Raw genomic sequence first — 16,695 nt, 5'->3', positions numbered from 1 at the left:
GTTTCTAATTTAAAAGTTAGATAAGTACTTGTTTAATAATTTTTCTAAAACAGAATAAAATAAAGCCACTTTTTAAAAAAAATAATACTTTATGTGCTAAAATGTTGTATTACTTAACAAAGAGGCATAATGAAAAACTTATCTATTAAATTAAAACTATTAATAATTTCTATCTTATCATTGATTTTTTTATCTTTTATTTTAGGGTTTATTTCAATAAAGCAGACAAAAGAGACCTTAATAGAACAAAAATATGAAACATTAACATCTACAAGAGACTCAAAAGTAAAACAATTAGAAGAACTATTTAAACTATATAGTAAACAAGTAAATCTTTTATCTCATACTTCTTATGTAAAAGATTTAACAATTGAGTTTGAAAAGCTTCATAAGAAGATTGGTTTTGATCCTTATAATAGTTTCCCAATTGATGATAATAAAATAAAACAAGCATCAGTAAAATGGGATAAATTTTACAAAGATTATACAAACACATACCCTTTTAATGATGTATTATTAGTTTCAAAAGAGTATGGGCATGTATTTTATACTTACAAAAAGAAATCAGATTTTGGACAAAATTTGTCAACTGGAAGTTTAAGTAACTCAAATCTTGCAAAAATTTGGCAAAAAGTAAAAAGAACCAAAAAAACTTCGTATATTGATATGCAAGCATATGAACCTGACAATTTTAAACCTGCTATGTTCTTAGCTAGTCCTATTTATATAGATGGTGATTTTAAATCAATTTTAGTTTTAAAACTTGATACAAATAGTATTCAAAGTATTATGAGTTTTAGAAGTGGTTATGCAAAAACCCATGAAGATTATTTAGTGGGTAAAGATTATTTAATGAGAAGTGATAGTCATATTGCTCCTAATACACACTCCCTAGTTGCCTCTTTTAAAAATCCAAAAGTTGGTTTTAATGATACAGTTGCAGTAAAAGAAGCCTTTAAAGGATTTTCTAATACAAAAATAATAGAAGATTATAGAAATGTAGAAGTATTATCATCATATACACTATTTAATATTGATGAAACTCTTTCTTGGGCTATTGTAGCAGAAGAAGAACTAAAAGAAGTATTAAAAGTACCAAATCAACTTACTAATACACTAATAATAATTAGTTTAATAACTTTCTTAGTTGTTAGTTTAATTTTGTATTTTATAATAAGAAAATATATAATTAATCCATTGGATAATTTTCAAAATGGCTTATTGACTTTTTTTAAATACCTAAATAGAGAATCAAACCAAGTTGAGTTTTTACAAGATAATACAAAAGATGAAATTGGACTTATGAGTAAAGCAGTAAATGCTGGTATAAAAAGAACAAGAGATAGTATCACAAAAGCAGATAATGAAAATTGGATTAAAGATGGAGTTAATCAGCTAAATCAAATACTAATTAATATTAAAGAGTTAAAAGATGTAACTGATGAATCTATTAATTTTATAAGCAACTATATAAATGCAGGAGTAGCTGTACTTTATATTTATGATGAAAAGAGCAAAAAGCTTATACAGTATTCAAGTTTTGCCCATGTAAAAAGAGATGAGCTTTCAAATGAGTTTGCTTTAAGTGAGGGAATAATTGGTCAAGTAGCTTTTCAAAAAAAACCAATATTACTAAAAAATATAAAAAAAGATGAAGCATTAATTACAACAGGAACAGTTACACAAAACTCTTATAATACTTATACTTTTCCTTTAATTCATAGTAATGAAGTATATGGAGTAATAGAGATTGGATCTTTTGAAAAGTTTGAACAAAAAACCTTAGATTTTTTTGAAAGCATCAATAGAACAGTTTGTATTGCAATTTCTAGTGCAATAAAAAATAAAAAAGTAAAAGAGCTTTTAGAACAAACAAAACTTGCAAACAAAGAGTTAGAAATAAACCAACAAAAACTTGAAGAAGCAAATGCTAATATGGAAGAGCAACAACAGCAACTTGAAGAAGCAAATGCTAATATGGAAGAGCAACAACAACAACTTGAAGAAGCAAATGCTAATATGGAAGAGCAACAACAGCAATTAAAAATTTCAGAACAAAATCTAAAAGAACAAAATAGACTTTTAGAAGAGACAAAAAAAGATATTGAAACTAAAGCAGAACAATTAGAGCAATCAGGAAAATATAAATCTGAATTTTTAGCAAATATGTCCCATGAGCTTAGAACTCCACTTAATTCTATTATTCTTCTATCCTCACTACTTCAAAAAAATAGTAAACAAACTTTATCAAATGATGATATAAAAAAAGCAAATACTATTTTTGATTCTGGAAATGAGCTTTTAAGACTTATAAATGATATATTAGATCTTTCAAAAGTTGAATCTGGGAAAATGGAAGTAATTGTAGATGAGTTTAATAGTATTGATTTATTGGAACAAATGAATGAAACTTTTGGCTACACTGCAACAGAAAAAGGACTTGAATTTAAAATTGTAGATGAATACAATAAAGTAATTTGCAATGATAAAGATAGAATTTCTCAAATTATTAGAAATCTAGTTTCAAATGCTTTTAAATTTACAAAAGAAGGTTCAATTACTTTAAGCATAACTGCATCAAAAGATTTAACTAAAGATTTTTGTATTAGTGTAATTGATACAGGAATTGGTATTGCAAAAGAGAAACAAAATCTAATTTTTAAAGCATTTACACAAGCTGATGGTGGTACAAGTAGGCAGTATGGAGGAACAGGTCTTGGATTATCTATTTCTAAAGAGTTAGCTAAACTTCTTGGAGGTTATATTTCATTGCAATCAAATGAAAATAAAGGAAGTAGTTTTAGTGTTGATTTACCAAATCTTTCAAACAATAAGCCATTAACTAATAATCCTTCTAAAGAAAATATACAAACGCTAATACCTAAACCAGCTTTTATAGAAGAAAAAAAAGATAAAAAGATAAAAGAAGTTAAAGATGATAGAGATATTTTAGATTTAAATAAAGAAGCTTTTTTAATAATAGATGATGATGAAGTATTTTCACAAGTAGTGTATGAAGAGATAAAAAGGGGTGGTAACTTTGGACTTGTAGCGTTAAATGCAACAGAGGGCTTAGAGTTAATTGAAAAATATAATATAAAAGGTATTTTATTAGATTTAACACTTCCTGATATGGATGGTGTAGAAGTACTTAAAAAATTAAAAGCAAATCATGAAACAAAAAATATACCAGTACATATAATCTCTTCAAAAGACAAAAATAGTGAGACTTTGAAACTTGGAGCAATTGGGTACTTACAAAAACCAGTAGTTGATACAGATATAAATGGAATTATTAATTCATTTGAAAATATAAACAAAAAAGAGATTAAAGATTTGCTAATTGTTGAAGATGATGACATTCATAAAGAAGCATTAATTGAACTTATTGGAACAGATGATATAAATATAAAAGGTGTTAAAACAGCACAAGAAGCAATCAATGAAGTAAAAACAGAACATTATGATACGGTTGTAGTTGATTTAGCTCTTATGGATGGAAGCGGATATGAAGTTTGTGAATATATAAAAAATAGACATCCAAAACTACCTATTATTATCTATACAGGAAAAGAGTTAGATAAAGAAGAAAAACTAAAACTTCAAGAGTATAGCAATAGTATTATTATTAAAACTGCTAATTCAAATGAAAGAATCTTAAATGAGATAAATCTATTTTTGCATAGAGAAGAAGAAAATGAAGAGAAAAAAGAGATATTTAAAGATGTAGATTTAAGTAAAAAGAATATACTTATTGTTGATGATGATATTAAAAATATTTTTGTATTAGATGCTGCATTAAAAGAGTTTAATGCAAACACCTTTACAGCTTTTAATGGGCAAGAAGCCTTAGACTTTTTAAAAGATGAGAAAAATAAAATAGATTTGATTTTAATGGATATAATGATGCCTATTATGAATGGATATGAAGCAATGGAAAAGATTAGAAAAGATGAAAAAATTAAACATATTCCAATTATTGCTGTTACAGCAAAAGCTATGAAAGATGATAGAGAAAAATGTATTAGTTTAGGAGCAGATGATTATTTATCAAAACCTATTGAGATTAATGTATTAGCAAGTTTAATTGAAATTTGGAGCAATAAAAAACACAAATGATTAATATAGTTTCACAAGAAGTAAATAATACTTTAAAAATAATTGTTCAAAATATTGAAAAAGAAGAAGACATAAAAAAACTTTTATCATTGCTAGATTATGAGAAAAAAAGCATTGAAATTAATTTTTTAAATATTCAAACTATTGAAAGTGAAATTATATTAGCATTAAATAAAATAAAATCACATTTATGCATATATTCAAATGAAACAACTTTAAAAAACTATTTAAACCAATTGGGTTTTGAAGTAAAATTTATAAGAAACCAAAATAGAGTAAAAAGAAAAAAATTAAACTTAGAATATTTAGCTATTGGAGGAAGTGCAGGAAGCTTAAAAAAATTTATAGATATAGTAGAAAACCTTCCCTACTCTCAAATGTCTATTTTTATTGTTATGCATCACAGATCAGATGAAAAAAGTAGCCTTAGCCAAATCTTACAAACAAAAACAGCTTATTATAAAGTAGTAGAGGCAAAATCTGATATGAAGATTGAAAACTCTACTATTTACACAGCACCACCTGGTAAACATATGATAATTATTGGTGGATTTATTTTTTTAACAAATGAGGAAAAAAGAAACTTTTCAAAACCATCAATTAGTACAACATTTGAAACTCTTTCAAATGAGTATAAAAATAATCTTTTAGCAATACTTGTTTGTGGATATGGTTCAGATGGAAGTGATAGTCTTAAGTTATTACAAAAGAATGAAAGTACAGTTATTATAGAAGATCCAAAAGAGTGTGAAGCAAAACCAATGCTTGAAAATGCTATAAAAACTACCTATTATGATGAAATCTTATCACTTGAGTCAATAAATAAATATATAAACAATTACTTAAATAATGATCCATTTAATAACACTCAACTAGAAGAGTTTTTAAATAAAATCTATGAAGAGTATGGATATGATTATAGAGGTTATAATCTTGAACATATAAAAAGAAGAGTTAAACTATTTTATAGTAATTTAAAACCAAATAATTTTTTAGAATTTCAAAATGAAGTATTAAGTAATAAAAATATTTTTAAAGATTTATTTTTTAATATCTCTGTTAATATCACTACATTTTATAGAAATCCTGAGGTTTTTAAGAAATTGAAAGATACTCTTTTGCCAAAGCTTGATAGTTTTTTAGATATTAAAATTTGGTGTGCTGGATGTAGTAGTGGAGAAGAACCCTACTCTATTGCAATTTTTTTAAAAGAGATAGGTTTATTAAATAGAAGTTTAATATATGCTACAGATTTAAATGAGATGATTTTAAAAAATGCAAAAAATGGCTTATATTCAAAACAAAACTATAAACAGTTTTTAAAAAACTATTATCAAGCAGGAGGAAGTGAAAGTTTTAGTAAATATTTCTATGACCATGGTGATTTTGTTGAAATAAATGAAGAGATAAAACAAAGAATCTTATTTTTTAGACATAATTTAGTTGAAGATAGAAAAATCAATGACTTTCAACTTATATTTTGTAGAAATGTACTTATTTATTTTGATAAGGAATTAAAAGAGAATATATTTAAACTTTTTAAGCAATCTTTAGACTCTTATGGTTTTTTAGTTTTAGGAGAGAGTGAATCTTTAGATAATCATGAAAAGTTTTTAACACTAGATAAAAAAAATAGAATTTATAAGAGGAAAATATGAAAGATATAAAAATTTTAGCAGTTGATGATATAGAAGCAAATAGAGTATCTTTACAATATCTAATTCAAGAGTATTTAGAAAATGTAGAACTAGTTTTAGCTTCAAGTGGAGAAGAGGCTTTAAAAATAACTTATAAAGAAGAGATTGATATTATAATTTTAGATGTTCAAATGCCTGGACTTGATGGTTTTGATACGGCAAAATATCTAAAAAGTAATCCAAGAACGCAAAATATCCCTATCATATTTTTAACTGCTGCTTTTAAAAAAGAAGAGTTTCAACAAAAAGGTTTTCAAATTGGTGCAATTGATTATCTTACTAAACCCATTGAAAATCATCAATTTATAAATAAATTAAATCTTTATATTGAAGTAATTATAAAAAATAAGCAACTTGAAGCTGTAAATGATAATCTTTATAAGGCATTACAAAAAGAGATTGAGTTAAAAGAGCAAGTACAAAAACAACAACTAGAATTAATAGAACAAAGTAAAATGGCTGCATTAGGGGAGATGATTGGAAATATTGCACATCAATGGAGACAACCATTATCTTTAATTACTACTTGTGCATCTGGTGTAAAACTTAATCTTCAACTTGGTATTGATGATAAAAATGAAATCTTATCATCAATGCAAAAAATAATGAATACTTCTCAAGATTTATCTGAAACCATTGATAATTTTAGGGATTTATCATGTAAAGAAAAACTTTCAAAATTTAACCTTACAGAAATTATCAATAAATCTATTAAAGCTAAAGAGCATCTAATTAGTGAGAATAATATAAATATAATAACAAATCTAGATGATACAATTGAACTTACAAATTTACCAAATAGTTTAGTTCAAGCCTTAGTTAACTTAATACATAACTCAAAAGATGCTTTAGAAAAAAGTGATTTAGAAAAATATATTTTTATTGATTCTTATACAAATAAAGATAATCTTATTGAGATTATTGTTACAGATAATGCAGGTGGAATAAAAACAGAACATATTAATAAAGTTTTTGAGCCATACTTTACTACAAAACATCAAGCCCATGGAATTGGACTTGGATTAAATATTACATATAAAGTAATAAATGATTCAATGTATGGAAAAATAAAAATAAACAATACTAAATTCACCTATCAAGACAATGAATATGAAGGTGCTCAAGTAAAAATTACCTTACCATTTAAAATATAATAATTTTTCTAAATTTCATTATATATTAAGATATATAACGATAATATTTTATCGTTATATACTTAAATACATAAGGAATTTGATGCAATTTGATTCATCACTAACACTTCTAAATCTTGATACTCCGTTTTTATTAGAAAAAAGAATTAAACTTTTACAAGCAATTGAAAAAGAGGGTTCTATTAGTAAAGCTGCAAAAACTGTACCTATGAGCTATAAAACTGCATGGGAAGCAATAGATAGTATAAATAACCTTTGTCCTAGTATTGTAGTTGAAAAAGAGACTGGTGGAAAAGGTGGTGGTGGAGCTAAACTAACAAAGTATGGTAAAAATCTTATTGAAACTTATTCCATATTACAAAAAGAGCATGAAAAGTTTTTAAAACAACTTACTAGTCTTACTGACTTTAACACGGGAAGTTTAAAATCACTAAAAAGGGTATCAATGCAAATAAGTGCAAGGAATCAACTAGCTGTTAAAATAGAGAAAATTGTTGAAGACAATGTTAATGCAAGTATTACACTAAAAACTAAAAGCTCACAAAAGATGGTTTCTAATATTTCAACAAATAGTGTAACAGCACTTGATTTAAAAGTAGAAGATGAGATTATCGCTATTTTTAAATCAAACAATGTAATGATTGCAACAAGCCAACTTCTAGGATTTAGTGCTAGAAATAAGCTTGAGGGAGTGATAAAGACTCTAAACTTTAGTGAAGTAAGTTGTGAAGTAGTACTTGAAATTTCAACTCATGAAACAATCACTTCAGTTATAACTAAAGAAGCAGCTTTACAGCTTGAATTAAAAGTTGGGCAAAAAGTATTTGCCGTGATAAAATCATCAGATATTATGTTAGGAAATTAAGGAGAACAGATGTTAAAAAAGATAGTTTTAGGTAGTGCACTTTTAGTAAGTAGCCTATTTTCAGGGGATATAAATATAGCAGTTGCAGCAAATGTATCTTATGCAATTGATAATTTGAAAAAAGAGTTTAATAAGCTTTATCCAAATACAAATGTAAAAGTTACATTAGGAAGTAGTGGAAAGTTAACTGCACAAATAAAAAATGGAGCTCCATATGATTTGTTTATGGCTGCAAATATGAAATATCCACAAGCACTTTATAAAGATGACTTGGCAGTAACAAAACCTTTAGTTTATGCACAAGGTTCATTGGCATTTTTAAGTACTAAAAAAATTGATTTTTCAAAAGGAATAGAGCTTTTAAAACAAAAAGATATTAGAAAAATTGCAATTGCAAATCCAAAAACTGCACCATATGGAACTGCAAGTGTAGAGGCTATGAAAAATGCAAAAATTTATGAAGAGATAAAAAATAAGTTTGTTTTTGCAGAATCTATATCTCAAACAGTTGCTTATAGTGTAACAGCTGCTGATATAGGTTTTATTGCTAAGTCTTCTTTATTTTCAGATAAAATGAGTAAATATAAACAAGGTGTCAATTGGTATAGCGTTGATACAAAACTTTATACACCTATAAATCAAGGTATTGTAATTCTTAAAAAAGCTCAAAATAACAGTGAAGTAAAAGCATTTTATAGTTTTATTTTAAGTAAAAAAGCAAAAAAAATATTTGAAGAGTTTGGATATTTAGTACCATGAATGAGTTTAAAGCAGTAGTTTCTAAAATTGATAATCTTGATAATTTAAATATTGTTGAGTTTAGTTTTTTTGATATAACCTTATCTATGATGAGTTTAGATTTACATAGTATTGAAGTGGGAACAAAAGTTTTACTTACAGTTAAAGCTTCAAATGTAGCTATTGCAAAAGAGTTGCAAGGTCAAATAAGCCTTGCAAACTCTATTCAATCAGATATTATCAAACTTGACATGGGAAAACTATTAACAAGTATAAAACTGCAACATAAAAATACAACTATTACAAGTATTATTACTACAAAATCAGCAAAAAGACTAAATCTTAAAGAAAATGACTGTGTAAGTGCTATATTTAAATCAAGTGACTTATCAATAAAAGAGGTAATAAATGATTGAGTTGTTATCAAGTATTGAGTATGGTCCTTTTATTTTATCATTTAAATTAGCTTTTATAACAACACTTATTTTGTTTATTTTTGCATTGCCTCTTAGTTGGTATCTTTCTCAAACAAAATCAAAAATAAAACCAATTTTAGAAGCAATAACTGCCCTACCAATAGTACTTCCTCCTTCTGTTTTAGGTTTTTATATTCTTGTTGCATTATCTTTTAATTCTCCTATTGGAGCATTCTTTGATGAACAGTTTGGTATAAAACTTGTATTTAATTTTACTGGATTAGTTGTTGCTAGTTGTTTTTACTCTCTACCTTTTATGGTTCAACCTTTACAAAGTGGTTTTGAAAGTATAAATAAAAATATGCTTGAAGCTAGTTATATTAGTGGCAAAAGTAAACTTTATACTATATTTAAAGTAGCACTTCCAAATATAAAACCCTCACTATTAACTGCTCTAATTGTTACTTTTGCTCATACAGTTGGTGAGTTTGGAGTTGTATTAATGGTTGGTGGAAGTATTCCTGATGAAACAAAAGTAGCCTCTGTTGCTATATATGAGTTTGTTGAAATCATGGATTATAAAAGTGCACATATTTACAGTGCTATTATGCTTATAATTAGTTTTTTAGTGCTTTTAAGTGTTTATATTTTTAATCAAAAACAAAAAAAGAGTTTTTTATGATAGATATTGAAGTAAGTAAAGAGTTAATTGGTTCAAATGGAAAGATGAACTTAGATATTAAACTAAATGTAAAAGAAGGTGACTTTATTGCTCTTACAGGACTTAGTGGAAGTGGTAAAACTACCCTACTTCGAATACTTGCAGGATTAGAACAATCAAAAAGTAAAATCAAAGTTGATAATAAAATTTGGCAAGATGATAAAAAGTTTTTGCCACCTCAACAAAGAGAGATTGGTTTTGTATTTCAAGATTATGCACTCTTTACTAATATGAGTGTAAAACAGAATCTTTTATATGTAAATAAAGATGAAAAACTTGCAAATCATCTTTTAGAGTTAACTGAATTATCACAACTTGAAAATAGAAATGTCACATCTTTAAGTGGAGGACAAAAACAAAGAGTTAGCTTGTGTAGAGCTTTGATGAACCGTCCTAAACTTCTATTAATGGACGAACCCTTATCAGCACTTGATCCATCTATGAGAACTAAACTTCAAGATGAGATACTCACACTTCATCGTGAGTTTAAAACTACTACAATCATGGTAAGTCATGACCCAAGTGAGATTTATAGACTAAGTAATAGAGTAATAGTTTTACAAGATGCAAAAATTATAAAAGATGGTAATGCAAAAGATGTTTTATTAAAAACAAGTGGTAGTGCAAAATTTTCTTTTGAGGGAGAGCTTTTAGATATTGTAAAAGTTGATGTTATATATATAGCTATTATATCTATTGGTCAACAACTTGTTGAAGTTGTATTAAGTGAAGATGAAACTATAAATCTTCAAATTGGTTCAAAAGTAAGGGTAAGTACAAAAGCTTTCTCTCCAAATATTTCAAACTAAGTTTTAAAAGGAAAAAAATGTTTAACTTAACAAATGAAGAACTATATAAATATATAAATGAAGATTTACCCTATTTAGATTTAACTACACACATTCAAAAAGACAAGCAAAAGAAAGCCACATTAGAGATATATACAAGAGAAGATATTATAGTTGCTTGTAGTGAGGAAGCAGCAAGTATTGCAAAACTTTTAGGATGTAAAGTAAAAGAGTTTAAACCCTCAAAAACAAAGCTTAAAAAAGGTGAAGTAATTCTAAAAATAAAAGGAACTTACGAAAATATTCAACAAACATTGAAGCTTTCTCAAGTACTTTTAGAGTATAGTTGTAAAATTGCTACACAAACAAATAATATGTTAAAAATAATAAAACAACACAATAGTTCATGTGAATTATTAACTACAAGAAAAACTATTCCATTTAGTAAAAAAATGTGCATTAAAGCTATACTTTGTGGGGGTGCATTGCCTCATAGATTAGGTCTTAGTGAATCAATACTATTTTTTGATTACCATAGAAAACTATATAGTTCAAATGAAGAGTTTTATGAACAAATAACTAACTTTAAAAAACAACTTCCAGAAAAGAAAGTAATCATAGAATCAGAAACATTAAAAGATGCAAAAAATCTTATGAAATATAAAGCAGATGTTATACAACTTGATAAAATGCCTTTAGATGAGATAGAAAAACTTGTAAATTATAAAAATAGTAATTATCCCCATATTAAATTACTTGTTGCAGGAGGAATTAATCTATCAAATGTAGAAAAATACGCAAAACTTAAAGTAGATGGAATAGTTACAAGTAGTATTTACTCTTGTGGAATGGCAAATATAGGTTGTAATTTAAAAATTAAACACTAAAAATAACCTACAAACTAATCAATAATTACTATAAACTTTCAATATAAAGGATTTTTATGTTAAATGGTTTATATGTAATTACTGATGATAGATTGACACCAAAAGATAGTGTATTAGCAAGTATAAAAAATGCACTTGATGGTGGCGCGAAAATAGTTCAACTAAGAGATAAAATAAGTAATGATGAGCAAATTGAATCACTAGTACTTGATATACAAAATATATGTAGAAGCTATAAAGCAAAATTTATACTAAATGATAGAGTAAAACTTGCTATAAAACTTCAATGTGATGGTTTACATGTGGGTAAAAGTGATTATGAGAATATAGAGTTTATAAGAAAAAACTTCAAAGGTATTCTTGGAGTATCTTGCTATGATAGTATAGCTCAAGCAAAAAAGATGCAAAATTTAAAAGTAGATTATGTAGCCTTTGGTTCTATGTTTAACTCACCTACTAAGCCAAAATCAAAAACCATTCCCTTAAAAATATTATCACAAGCTAAAGAAGAGTTAAGTATTCCAATATGTGCCATTGGTGGAATAAATAATAAAAACATTGACACTGTTATGTTACAAAATCCTGATATGATTGCAGTTATTAGTGATATTTGGAAGAGTAATAATATAAAAGAACAATCAAAATTTTATTCAAACTACTTTAAAAAGGATTTCAAATGAAATGTAAATGTACACAAACATTTAAAATATGCCAACAAAAAAGTAATCTTCATTTTATTTCTCTTGTACCTGAACTTAGTAGAAAGTTTTCACAATTTTTACAAAAATTATCGCTGGATTTTAAAATTGAAGAGAGTATTGTATCACTTGAAGTAAATAACCCAAAACAGTTTTTTGAAGAGAATTTTGATGCATTAAAAGCATATTTTAATTCCCTTGAATTAAAAGAGATTAAAGTTTATGTAGAAAATGAACAGCACAAGCTATCTTTTAGTACTATTTTATCTGCAAAACCTTTGGAGAAATTTTTAAACTTTATAGAAGATAGAACATTTTTTGATATATTAGAAAATAGAAGTATTACTTCTCATTTCCAACCTATAATTGATATGAGTAACAACTCTATTTTTGGATATGAAGCACTTGTAAGAGGTGTTATGCCAAATGGTGATTTAGTATATCCTGATGTGTTATTTGAAAAATCTGCTAGAAATGATATGGATTTTAACTTTGATAGATTGTGTAGAGAAAATGCTTTAAAAACAACAGCTGTTAAAAAAGTTGATGCAAAAGTATTTATTAACTTTATTCCTACAACTATATATGACCCAAAATTTTGTCTTGCTTCTACTGTAAAATGGGCAAATCAATTAGAGTTTGATCCTAAGAATATTGTTTTTGAAGTAGTTGAAACACAAAAAGTAAAAGATACAGAGCATTTAAAAACAATTTTAAACTACTATAGAGAACAAGGCTTTTTAATCGCGCTTGATGATGTGGGAGAGGGATATTCATCTTTAAATATGATAATTGACTTGAAACCTGATATTATAAAAGTTGATAGAAATATCATAAATAATATTGACAAAGATGAGATGAAGCGTTCAGTTTACAAAGCTTTAAGAAATCTTGCTATAGAAAATGATATCAAGATATTAGCAGAAGGAGTTGAAACACCTTACGAATTAGCTACGCTTAAAAGTATAGGACTTGATTATGCACAAGGATACTATTTTGCAAAACCATCAGCTGAGATTATAAGGCAAATATGAAACTTTTTTTAATTTATCCTCATCAATTATTTGAAAACATTGAAAACTTAAAAGATAAAAAAGTTATCTTAGTAGAAGAGCCTTTGTTTTTTACTCAATATAACTTTCATATTCAAAAGCTAGTTTTACATAGAGCTAGTATGAAGTTTTATGAAAACTACTTGCAAAATAGTAGTATTGATGTTGAATATTTTGAAGAAGAGAGTTATTTACAAAAGTATAAAAATGAAGAAGTATATATATATGAACTTTTTGATGACTATTTAGAAAAGAAAATATATAAAAACTTTGAAAATATAAAAACTTTGAAAAATCCAAACTTTTTAAATGTTGATGATAAAAGTAAATTTTTGCACAATTTTTATGCAAATAGACGAAAAGAGTTAAATATATTTATGAATGAAGATGGAAAGCCATTATATGGTAAATACAGCTTTGATAGTGAAAATAGAAAAAAACTTCCAAAAGATATATTTATTCCTGCAACCTTATCTTATGATAATAAATATATAAAAGAGGCTAAAAACTATTGTGAAAAATTTGACTCAATTGGACAAATTGATAGTTTTAACTATCCTATTACTTTCCAAGAAGCTAAAATTCAACTTGAGTATTTTTTTAAGGAAAAATTTGACAATTTTGGAAATTATCAAGATGCTATTACTAAAAAAGATGGTTTAGAATATCTTTTTCACTCTAATATTTCAAGCAGTTTAAATATTGGACTTTTAAGTTTAGGTGATGTAATACAAGGTGCATTAAAAGCAAAAGTACCTTATAATGCAAAAGAAGGCTTTATTAGACAAATAATTGGTTGGAGAGAGTTTATGTTAAGAATCTATCAAGATGATGGAGTAAAACTTAGAAACTCTAACTTTTTTAACTTTAAAAACTCTATGCCAAAAGCTATAATTGAAGCAAATAGTGGAATAACAATACTTGATGATGTAGTAAAAAAACTAAAACAAACCTCATATGCACATCATATAGAAAGACTTATGGTTTTAGGAAATATATTTGTTTTATTAGAGATACACCCAGATGAAATATATAAATATTTTATGGAAAATTTTATTGATGCATATGATTGGGTAATGGTAGGAAATGTATATGCTATGAGTGGATATAGTGATGGAGGAAGTATTACTACAAAACCTTATATTTGTAGTTCTAATTATTTAATAAAAATGAGTGATTATAGTAAAAAAGAGAGTTGGTGTGTTATTTTAGATGCACTTTATTGGAGATTTTTATATAAATATGGACATTTATTTAAAACAAATCCTAGAATGAAAATGCAACTTTCACTTCTTGAAAAGATGTCAAAAGAAAAACTTCAAAGTCATCTAAATATTGCTGAAGATTATCTACTTAAATTACATTGCAAATTGTAATGTTTTTAAAAAAAATTTTAAAAATCATATAAAATAACATTATGAAAAAAGATATTTATGAAAAGATGCAAATCTTAGCTAATAGTGCTAAATATGATGTTAGTTGCAGTTCTAGTGGAAGTGAAAACAACCATAAAACAGGAGAACTTGGAGCAACTCACAATAGTGGTATTTGCCATACTTTTACAGCAGATGGAAGATGTGTATCATTACTTAAAGTACTTCTTACAAACTTTTGTATTTATGATTGTGCTTATTGCATAAATAGAAAAAGCAATGACATAAAAAGAGCTGCATTTTCTCCTAGAGAACTTGCTGATATTACAATCAATTTTTATAGAAGAAACTATATTGAGGGTCTTTTTTTAAGTTCTGGAATTATTGACAATGAAGACCATACAATGGCTTTGATATTAAGAACACTCAAAATATTAAGATATGAGTATCATTTCAATGGTTATATCCATGTGAAATTAATACCTGGAGCTGATAATAGACTTATTGATGAAGTTGTAGCATTAGCAAATAGAGTAAGTTCAAATATAGAGCTTCCAAGTGACAAATCACTAAAACTACTTGCACCAAATAAAACCAAAGAAAAAATACTACAACCTCTTAAACATGCAAGAGATAAAAGTTTAGAAAATGATACAAAACCAATAGGTATGAGTACTCAACTAATTATTGGTGCAACACCTGAAAGTGATAAAGATATTTTAAAACTAAGCTCAGTTTTATATGATAAAGCTTTGTTAAAAAGAGTTTATTACAGTGCATATATTCCTGTAAATGATGATAAAAATCTTCCAGCAATCGTAAATAAACCTCCTTTACTTAGAGAACATCGACTATATCAAGCAGATTGGCTTTTAAGATTTTATGATTTTTCTTATGATGAAATAGTAAGTGAAGAGTTTCCAAACCTTGATGAAGAACTTGACCCTAAAACTTCTTGGGCACTGCATAATTTAAGCTATTTTCCAATGGAAATAAATAAAGTAAGTAAAGATGAACTTCTTAGAATTCCAGGTATTGGTGTTCGAGGTGTACTTAAAATACTAAAAGCTAGAAAATTCAAAAGTTTAGATTTTGAAGATTTGAAAAAGCTGAAAATATCCCTTAAAAGAGCTCAATATTTTATAACTTGCAAAGGCAAATATTGTGCTAAAGTATCTTTTAGTAATGACACAATAAAACAAGCTATTATAAAACCACCTAAAAAAAGAGTTATTCAAGCCTCACTATTTGATATAGATTATAGTGCAATTACGGGGGAATTATGATTTTAATTTATGATAAAAGCTTTGAGGGATTTTTAACTTTAGTTTATGATGTTTATTATGAAAAACTAAAACCAAACTCAATATTGAAAGAAAGACCAAATAACTTAATACTTGAAGAGATAAAACAAATTCAAAGCAATGAAATAAAAGCTACAAAAGTTCTTGAAGCTATAAAAAAAAGATTTACAAAGAGAGCTTTTCAAACTATTTTAAATATTTTCATGTGTGATAATGATGATTTTGAACTTCACTTGCTAAACTTCATAATCATAGGTTTTAAAGATAAAAATGAACTTTTTAATATTAATAATAGTTCAATCTTTTATATACAAAATCTTGAAAAACAACTATTAAGAGCAAATCATAAAATGAGTGGTTTTTTAAGATTTGAAGAACTTGAAGATAAAACTTTGTATGCAAAACTTGAAAGTAGATTTAATCTTTGCTATTTTCTAGGAAAACACTTCTATAAAAGATTAAATAATCAAAACTATATAATCCATGATATAAACAGAAAACTTGCGTTTATTAAAGATAAGACTTCTATAAAAGTAGAAAATATTGCTTCATTTGAAGAGCCAAACTTATCAAAAGATGAAGAAAAATTTAAAAAATTATGGAATAGATTCTTTAAATCTGTAAGTATAGAATCTAGAAAAAATGAGAAACTTCAAAAAACTCTTGTACCTTTACTTTATAGAACTTATATGACAGAGTTTAAAAGCTAAATTACTGCTTTAAAATTATATTGATAATCATTATTAATTGTTGTTAAAGTTTATATTATATATTATTTTATTGTTTAATAAAAATTTACTAAATAAAGCTATTAAGTTACACAAAATGTATACTAATAATTTTTTAGTTCTATTAAAATGATAAAACAATTAAAAAAGGATTA

The 16,695-nt window shown here is 26.0% G+C and carries 14 protein-coding genes; all 14 read left to right on the top strand.

Annotation, left to right across the window (positions count from 1 at the left end; all coding sequences use genetic code 11):
• Nucleotides 1–129: 129 nt before the first annotated feature.
• The 14 genes from ACTCCZ_RS05910 (at nt 130) to ACTCCZ_RS05845 (ending at nt 16,522) form a co-directional block, all read left to right on the top strand.
• Nucleotides 130–4,119: a response regulator gene (locus ACTCCZ_RS05910; protein ID WP_079578957.1), complete on the top strand. Its 3,990-nt coding sequence runs from the start codon at nt 130–132 to the stop codon at nt 4,117–4,119.
• Nucleotides 4,116–5,777 carry a CheR family methyltransferase gene (locus ACTCCZ_RS05905; protein ID WP_079578955.1) on the top strand — a complete coding sequence of 554 codons (1,662 nt, stop codon included), beginning with the start codon at nt 4,116–4,118 and terminating at the stop codon, nt 5,775–5,777. The genes ACTCCZ_RS05910 and ACTCCZ_RS05905 overlap by 4 nt, the downstream gene beginning before the upstream one ends.
• Nucleotides 5,774–6,970: a hybrid sensor histidine kinase/response regulator gene (locus tag ACTCCZ_RS05900; protein ID WP_079578953.1), complete on the top strand. Its 1,197-nt coding sequence runs from the start codon at nt 5,774–5,776 to the stop codon at nt 6,968–6,970. The genes ACTCCZ_RS05905 and ACTCCZ_RS05900 overlap by 4 nt, the downstream gene beginning before the upstream one ends.
• Nucleotides 6,971–7,052: 82 nt before the next feature.
• On the top strand, nt 7,053–7,835 hold the full coding sequence (locus ACTCCZ_RS05895; RefSeq protein ID WP_079578951.1) for a TOBE domain-containing protein: 783 nt from the start codon (nt 7,053–7,055) through the stop codon (nt 7,833–7,835).
• A gap of 9 nt (nt 7,836–7,844) precedes the next feature.
• On the top strand, nt 7,845–8,594 hold the full coding sequence (gene modA / locus ACTCCZ_RS05890) for a molybdate ABC transporter substrate-binding protein (protein WP_079578949.1): 750 nt from the start codon (nt 7,845–7,847) through the stop codon (nt 8,592–8,594).
• Nucleotides 8,591–8,989, top strand: a complete 399-nt coding sequence (locus ACTCCZ_RS05885; protein WP_079578947.1) for a transporter — start codon at nt 8,591–8,593, stop codon at nt 8,987–8,989. The genes modA and ACTCCZ_RS05885 overlap by 4 nt, the downstream gene beginning before the upstream one ends.
• Nucleotides 8,982–9,671 (top strand): molybdate ABC transporter permease subunit, encoded by a 690-nt coding sequence (modB, locus tag ACTCCZ_RS05880; RefSeq protein ID WP_079578945.1) that lies wholly within the window; start codon nt 8,982–8,984, stop codon nt 9,669–9,671. Before ACTCCZ_RS05885 ends, modB begins: the two co-directional genes overlap by 8 nt.
• Nucleotides 9,668–10,519 (top strand): ABC transporter ATP-binding protein, encoded by an 852-nt coding sequence (locus ACTCCZ_RS05875; RefSeq protein WP_079578943.1) that lies wholly within the window; start codon nt 9,668–9,670, stop codon nt 10,517–10,519. The genes modB and ACTCCZ_RS05875 overlap by 4 nt, the downstream gene beginning before the upstream one ends.
• A gap of 17 nt (nt 10,520–10,536) precedes the next feature.
• On the top strand, nt 10,537–11,385 hold the full coding sequence (gene modD / locus ACTCCZ_RS05870; RefSeq protein WP_079578941.1) for a ModD protein: 849 nt from the start codon (nt 10,537–10,539) through the stop codon (nt 11,383–11,385).
• Between the two features lie 56 nt (nt 11,386–11,441).
• The gene (gene thiE, locus ACTCCZ_RS05865) at nt 11,442–12,065 is read left to right on the top strand and encodes a thiamine phosphate synthase (RefSeq protein ID WP_079578939.1); all 624 of its coding nucleotides are present in this window, start codon (nt 11,442–11,444) and stop codon (nt 12,063–12,065) included.
• Complete coding sequence (locus tag ACTCCZ_RS05860; protein ID WP_079578937.1) at nt 12,062–13,117, top strand: EAL domain-containing protein; 1,056 nt, start codon at nt 12,062–12,064, stop codon at nt 13,115–13,117. Before thiE ends, ACTCCZ_RS05860 begins: the two co-directional genes overlap by 4 nt.
• The gene (locus ACTCCZ_RS05855) at nt 13,114–14,511 is read left to right on the top strand and encodes a cryptochrome/photolyase family protein (protein WP_079578935.1); all 1,398 of its coding nucleotides are present in this window, start codon (nt 13,114–13,116) and stop codon (nt 14,509–14,511) included. The genes ACTCCZ_RS05860 and ACTCCZ_RS05855 overlap by 4 nt, the downstream gene beginning before the upstream one ends.
• A gap of 41 nt (nt 14,512–14,552) precedes the next feature.
• Nucleotides 14,553–15,794: a putative DNA modification/repair radical SAM protein gene (locus ACTCCZ_RS05850; RefSeq protein ID WP_079578933.1), complete on the top strand. Its 1,242-nt coding sequence runs from the start codon at nt 14,553–14,555 to the stop codon at nt 15,792–15,794.
• Nucleotides 15,791–16,522 carry a TIGR03915 family putative DNA repair protein gene (locus tag ACTCCZ_RS05845; RefSeq protein WP_079578931.1) on the top strand — a complete coding sequence of 244 codons (732 nt, stop codon included), beginning with the start codon at nt 15,791–15,793 and terminating at the stop codon, nt 16,520–16,522. Before ACTCCZ_RS05850 ends, ACTCCZ_RS05845 begins: the two co-directional genes overlap by 4 nt.
• Nucleotides 16,523–16,695 lie beyond the last annotated feature (173 nt).

The organism is Malaciobacter sp., assembly GCF_055140965.1.
The sequence above is the reverse complement of the archived record's forward strand: the minus strand, read 5'-3'. Positions and strand labels throughout refer to the sequence as shown.

Bases quoted from the DNA above. Each gene is read 5' to 3' on its own strand.
- ACTCCZ_RS05910 (WP_079578957.1), top strand. From the start codon at position 130: ATGAAAAACTTATCTATTAAATTAAAACTATTAATAATTTCTATCTTA.
- ACTCCZ_RS05905 (WP_079578955.1), top strand. From the start codon at position 4,116: ATGATTAATATAGTTTCACAAGAAGTAAATAATACTTTAAAAATAATT.
- ACTCCZ_RS05900 (WP_079578953.1), top strand. From the start codon at position 5,774: ATGAAAGATATAAAAATTTTAGCAGTTGATGATATAGAAGCAAATAGA.
- ACTCCZ_RS05895 (WP_079578951.1), top strand. From the start codon at position 7,053: ATGCAATTTGATTCATCACTAACACTTCTAAATCTTGATACTCCGTTT.
- modA (WP_079578949.1), top strand. From the start codon at position 7,845: ATGTTAAAAAAGATAGTTTTAGGTAGTGCACTTTTAGTAAGTAGCCTA.
- ACTCCZ_RS05885 (WP_079578947.1), top strand. From the start codon at position 8,591: ATGAATGAGTTTAAAGCAGTAGTTTCTAAAATTGATAATCTTGATAAT.
- modB (WP_079578945.1), top strand. From the start codon at position 8,982: ATGATTGAGTTGTTATCAAGTATTGAGTATGGTCCTTTTATTTTATCA.
- ACTCCZ_RS05875 (WP_079578943.1), top strand. From the start codon at position 9,668: ATGATAGATATTGAAGTAAGTAAAGAGTTAATTGGTTCAAATGGAAAG.
- modD (WP_079578941.1), top strand. From the start codon at position 10,537: ATGTTTAACTTAACAAATGAAGAACTATATAAATATATAAATGAAGAT.
- thiE (WP_079578939.1), top strand. From the start codon at position 11,442: ATGTTAAATGGTTTATATGTAATTACTGATGATAGATTGACACCAAAA.
- ACTCCZ_RS05860 (WP_079578937.1), top strand. From the start codon at position 12,062: ATGAAATGTAAATGTACACAAACATTTAAAATATGCCAACAAAAAAGT.
- ACTCCZ_RS05855 (WP_079578935.1), top strand. From the start codon at position 13,114: ATGAAACTTTTTTTAATTTATCCTCATCAATTATTTGAAAACATTGAA.
- ACTCCZ_RS05850 (WP_079578933.1), top strand. From the start codon at position 14,553: ATGAAAAAAGATATTTATGAAAAGATGCAAATCTTAGCTAATAGTGCT.
- ACTCCZ_RS05845 (WP_079578931.1), top strand. From the start codon at position 15,791: ATGATTTTAATTTATGATAAAAGCTTTGAGGGATTTTTAACTTTAGTT.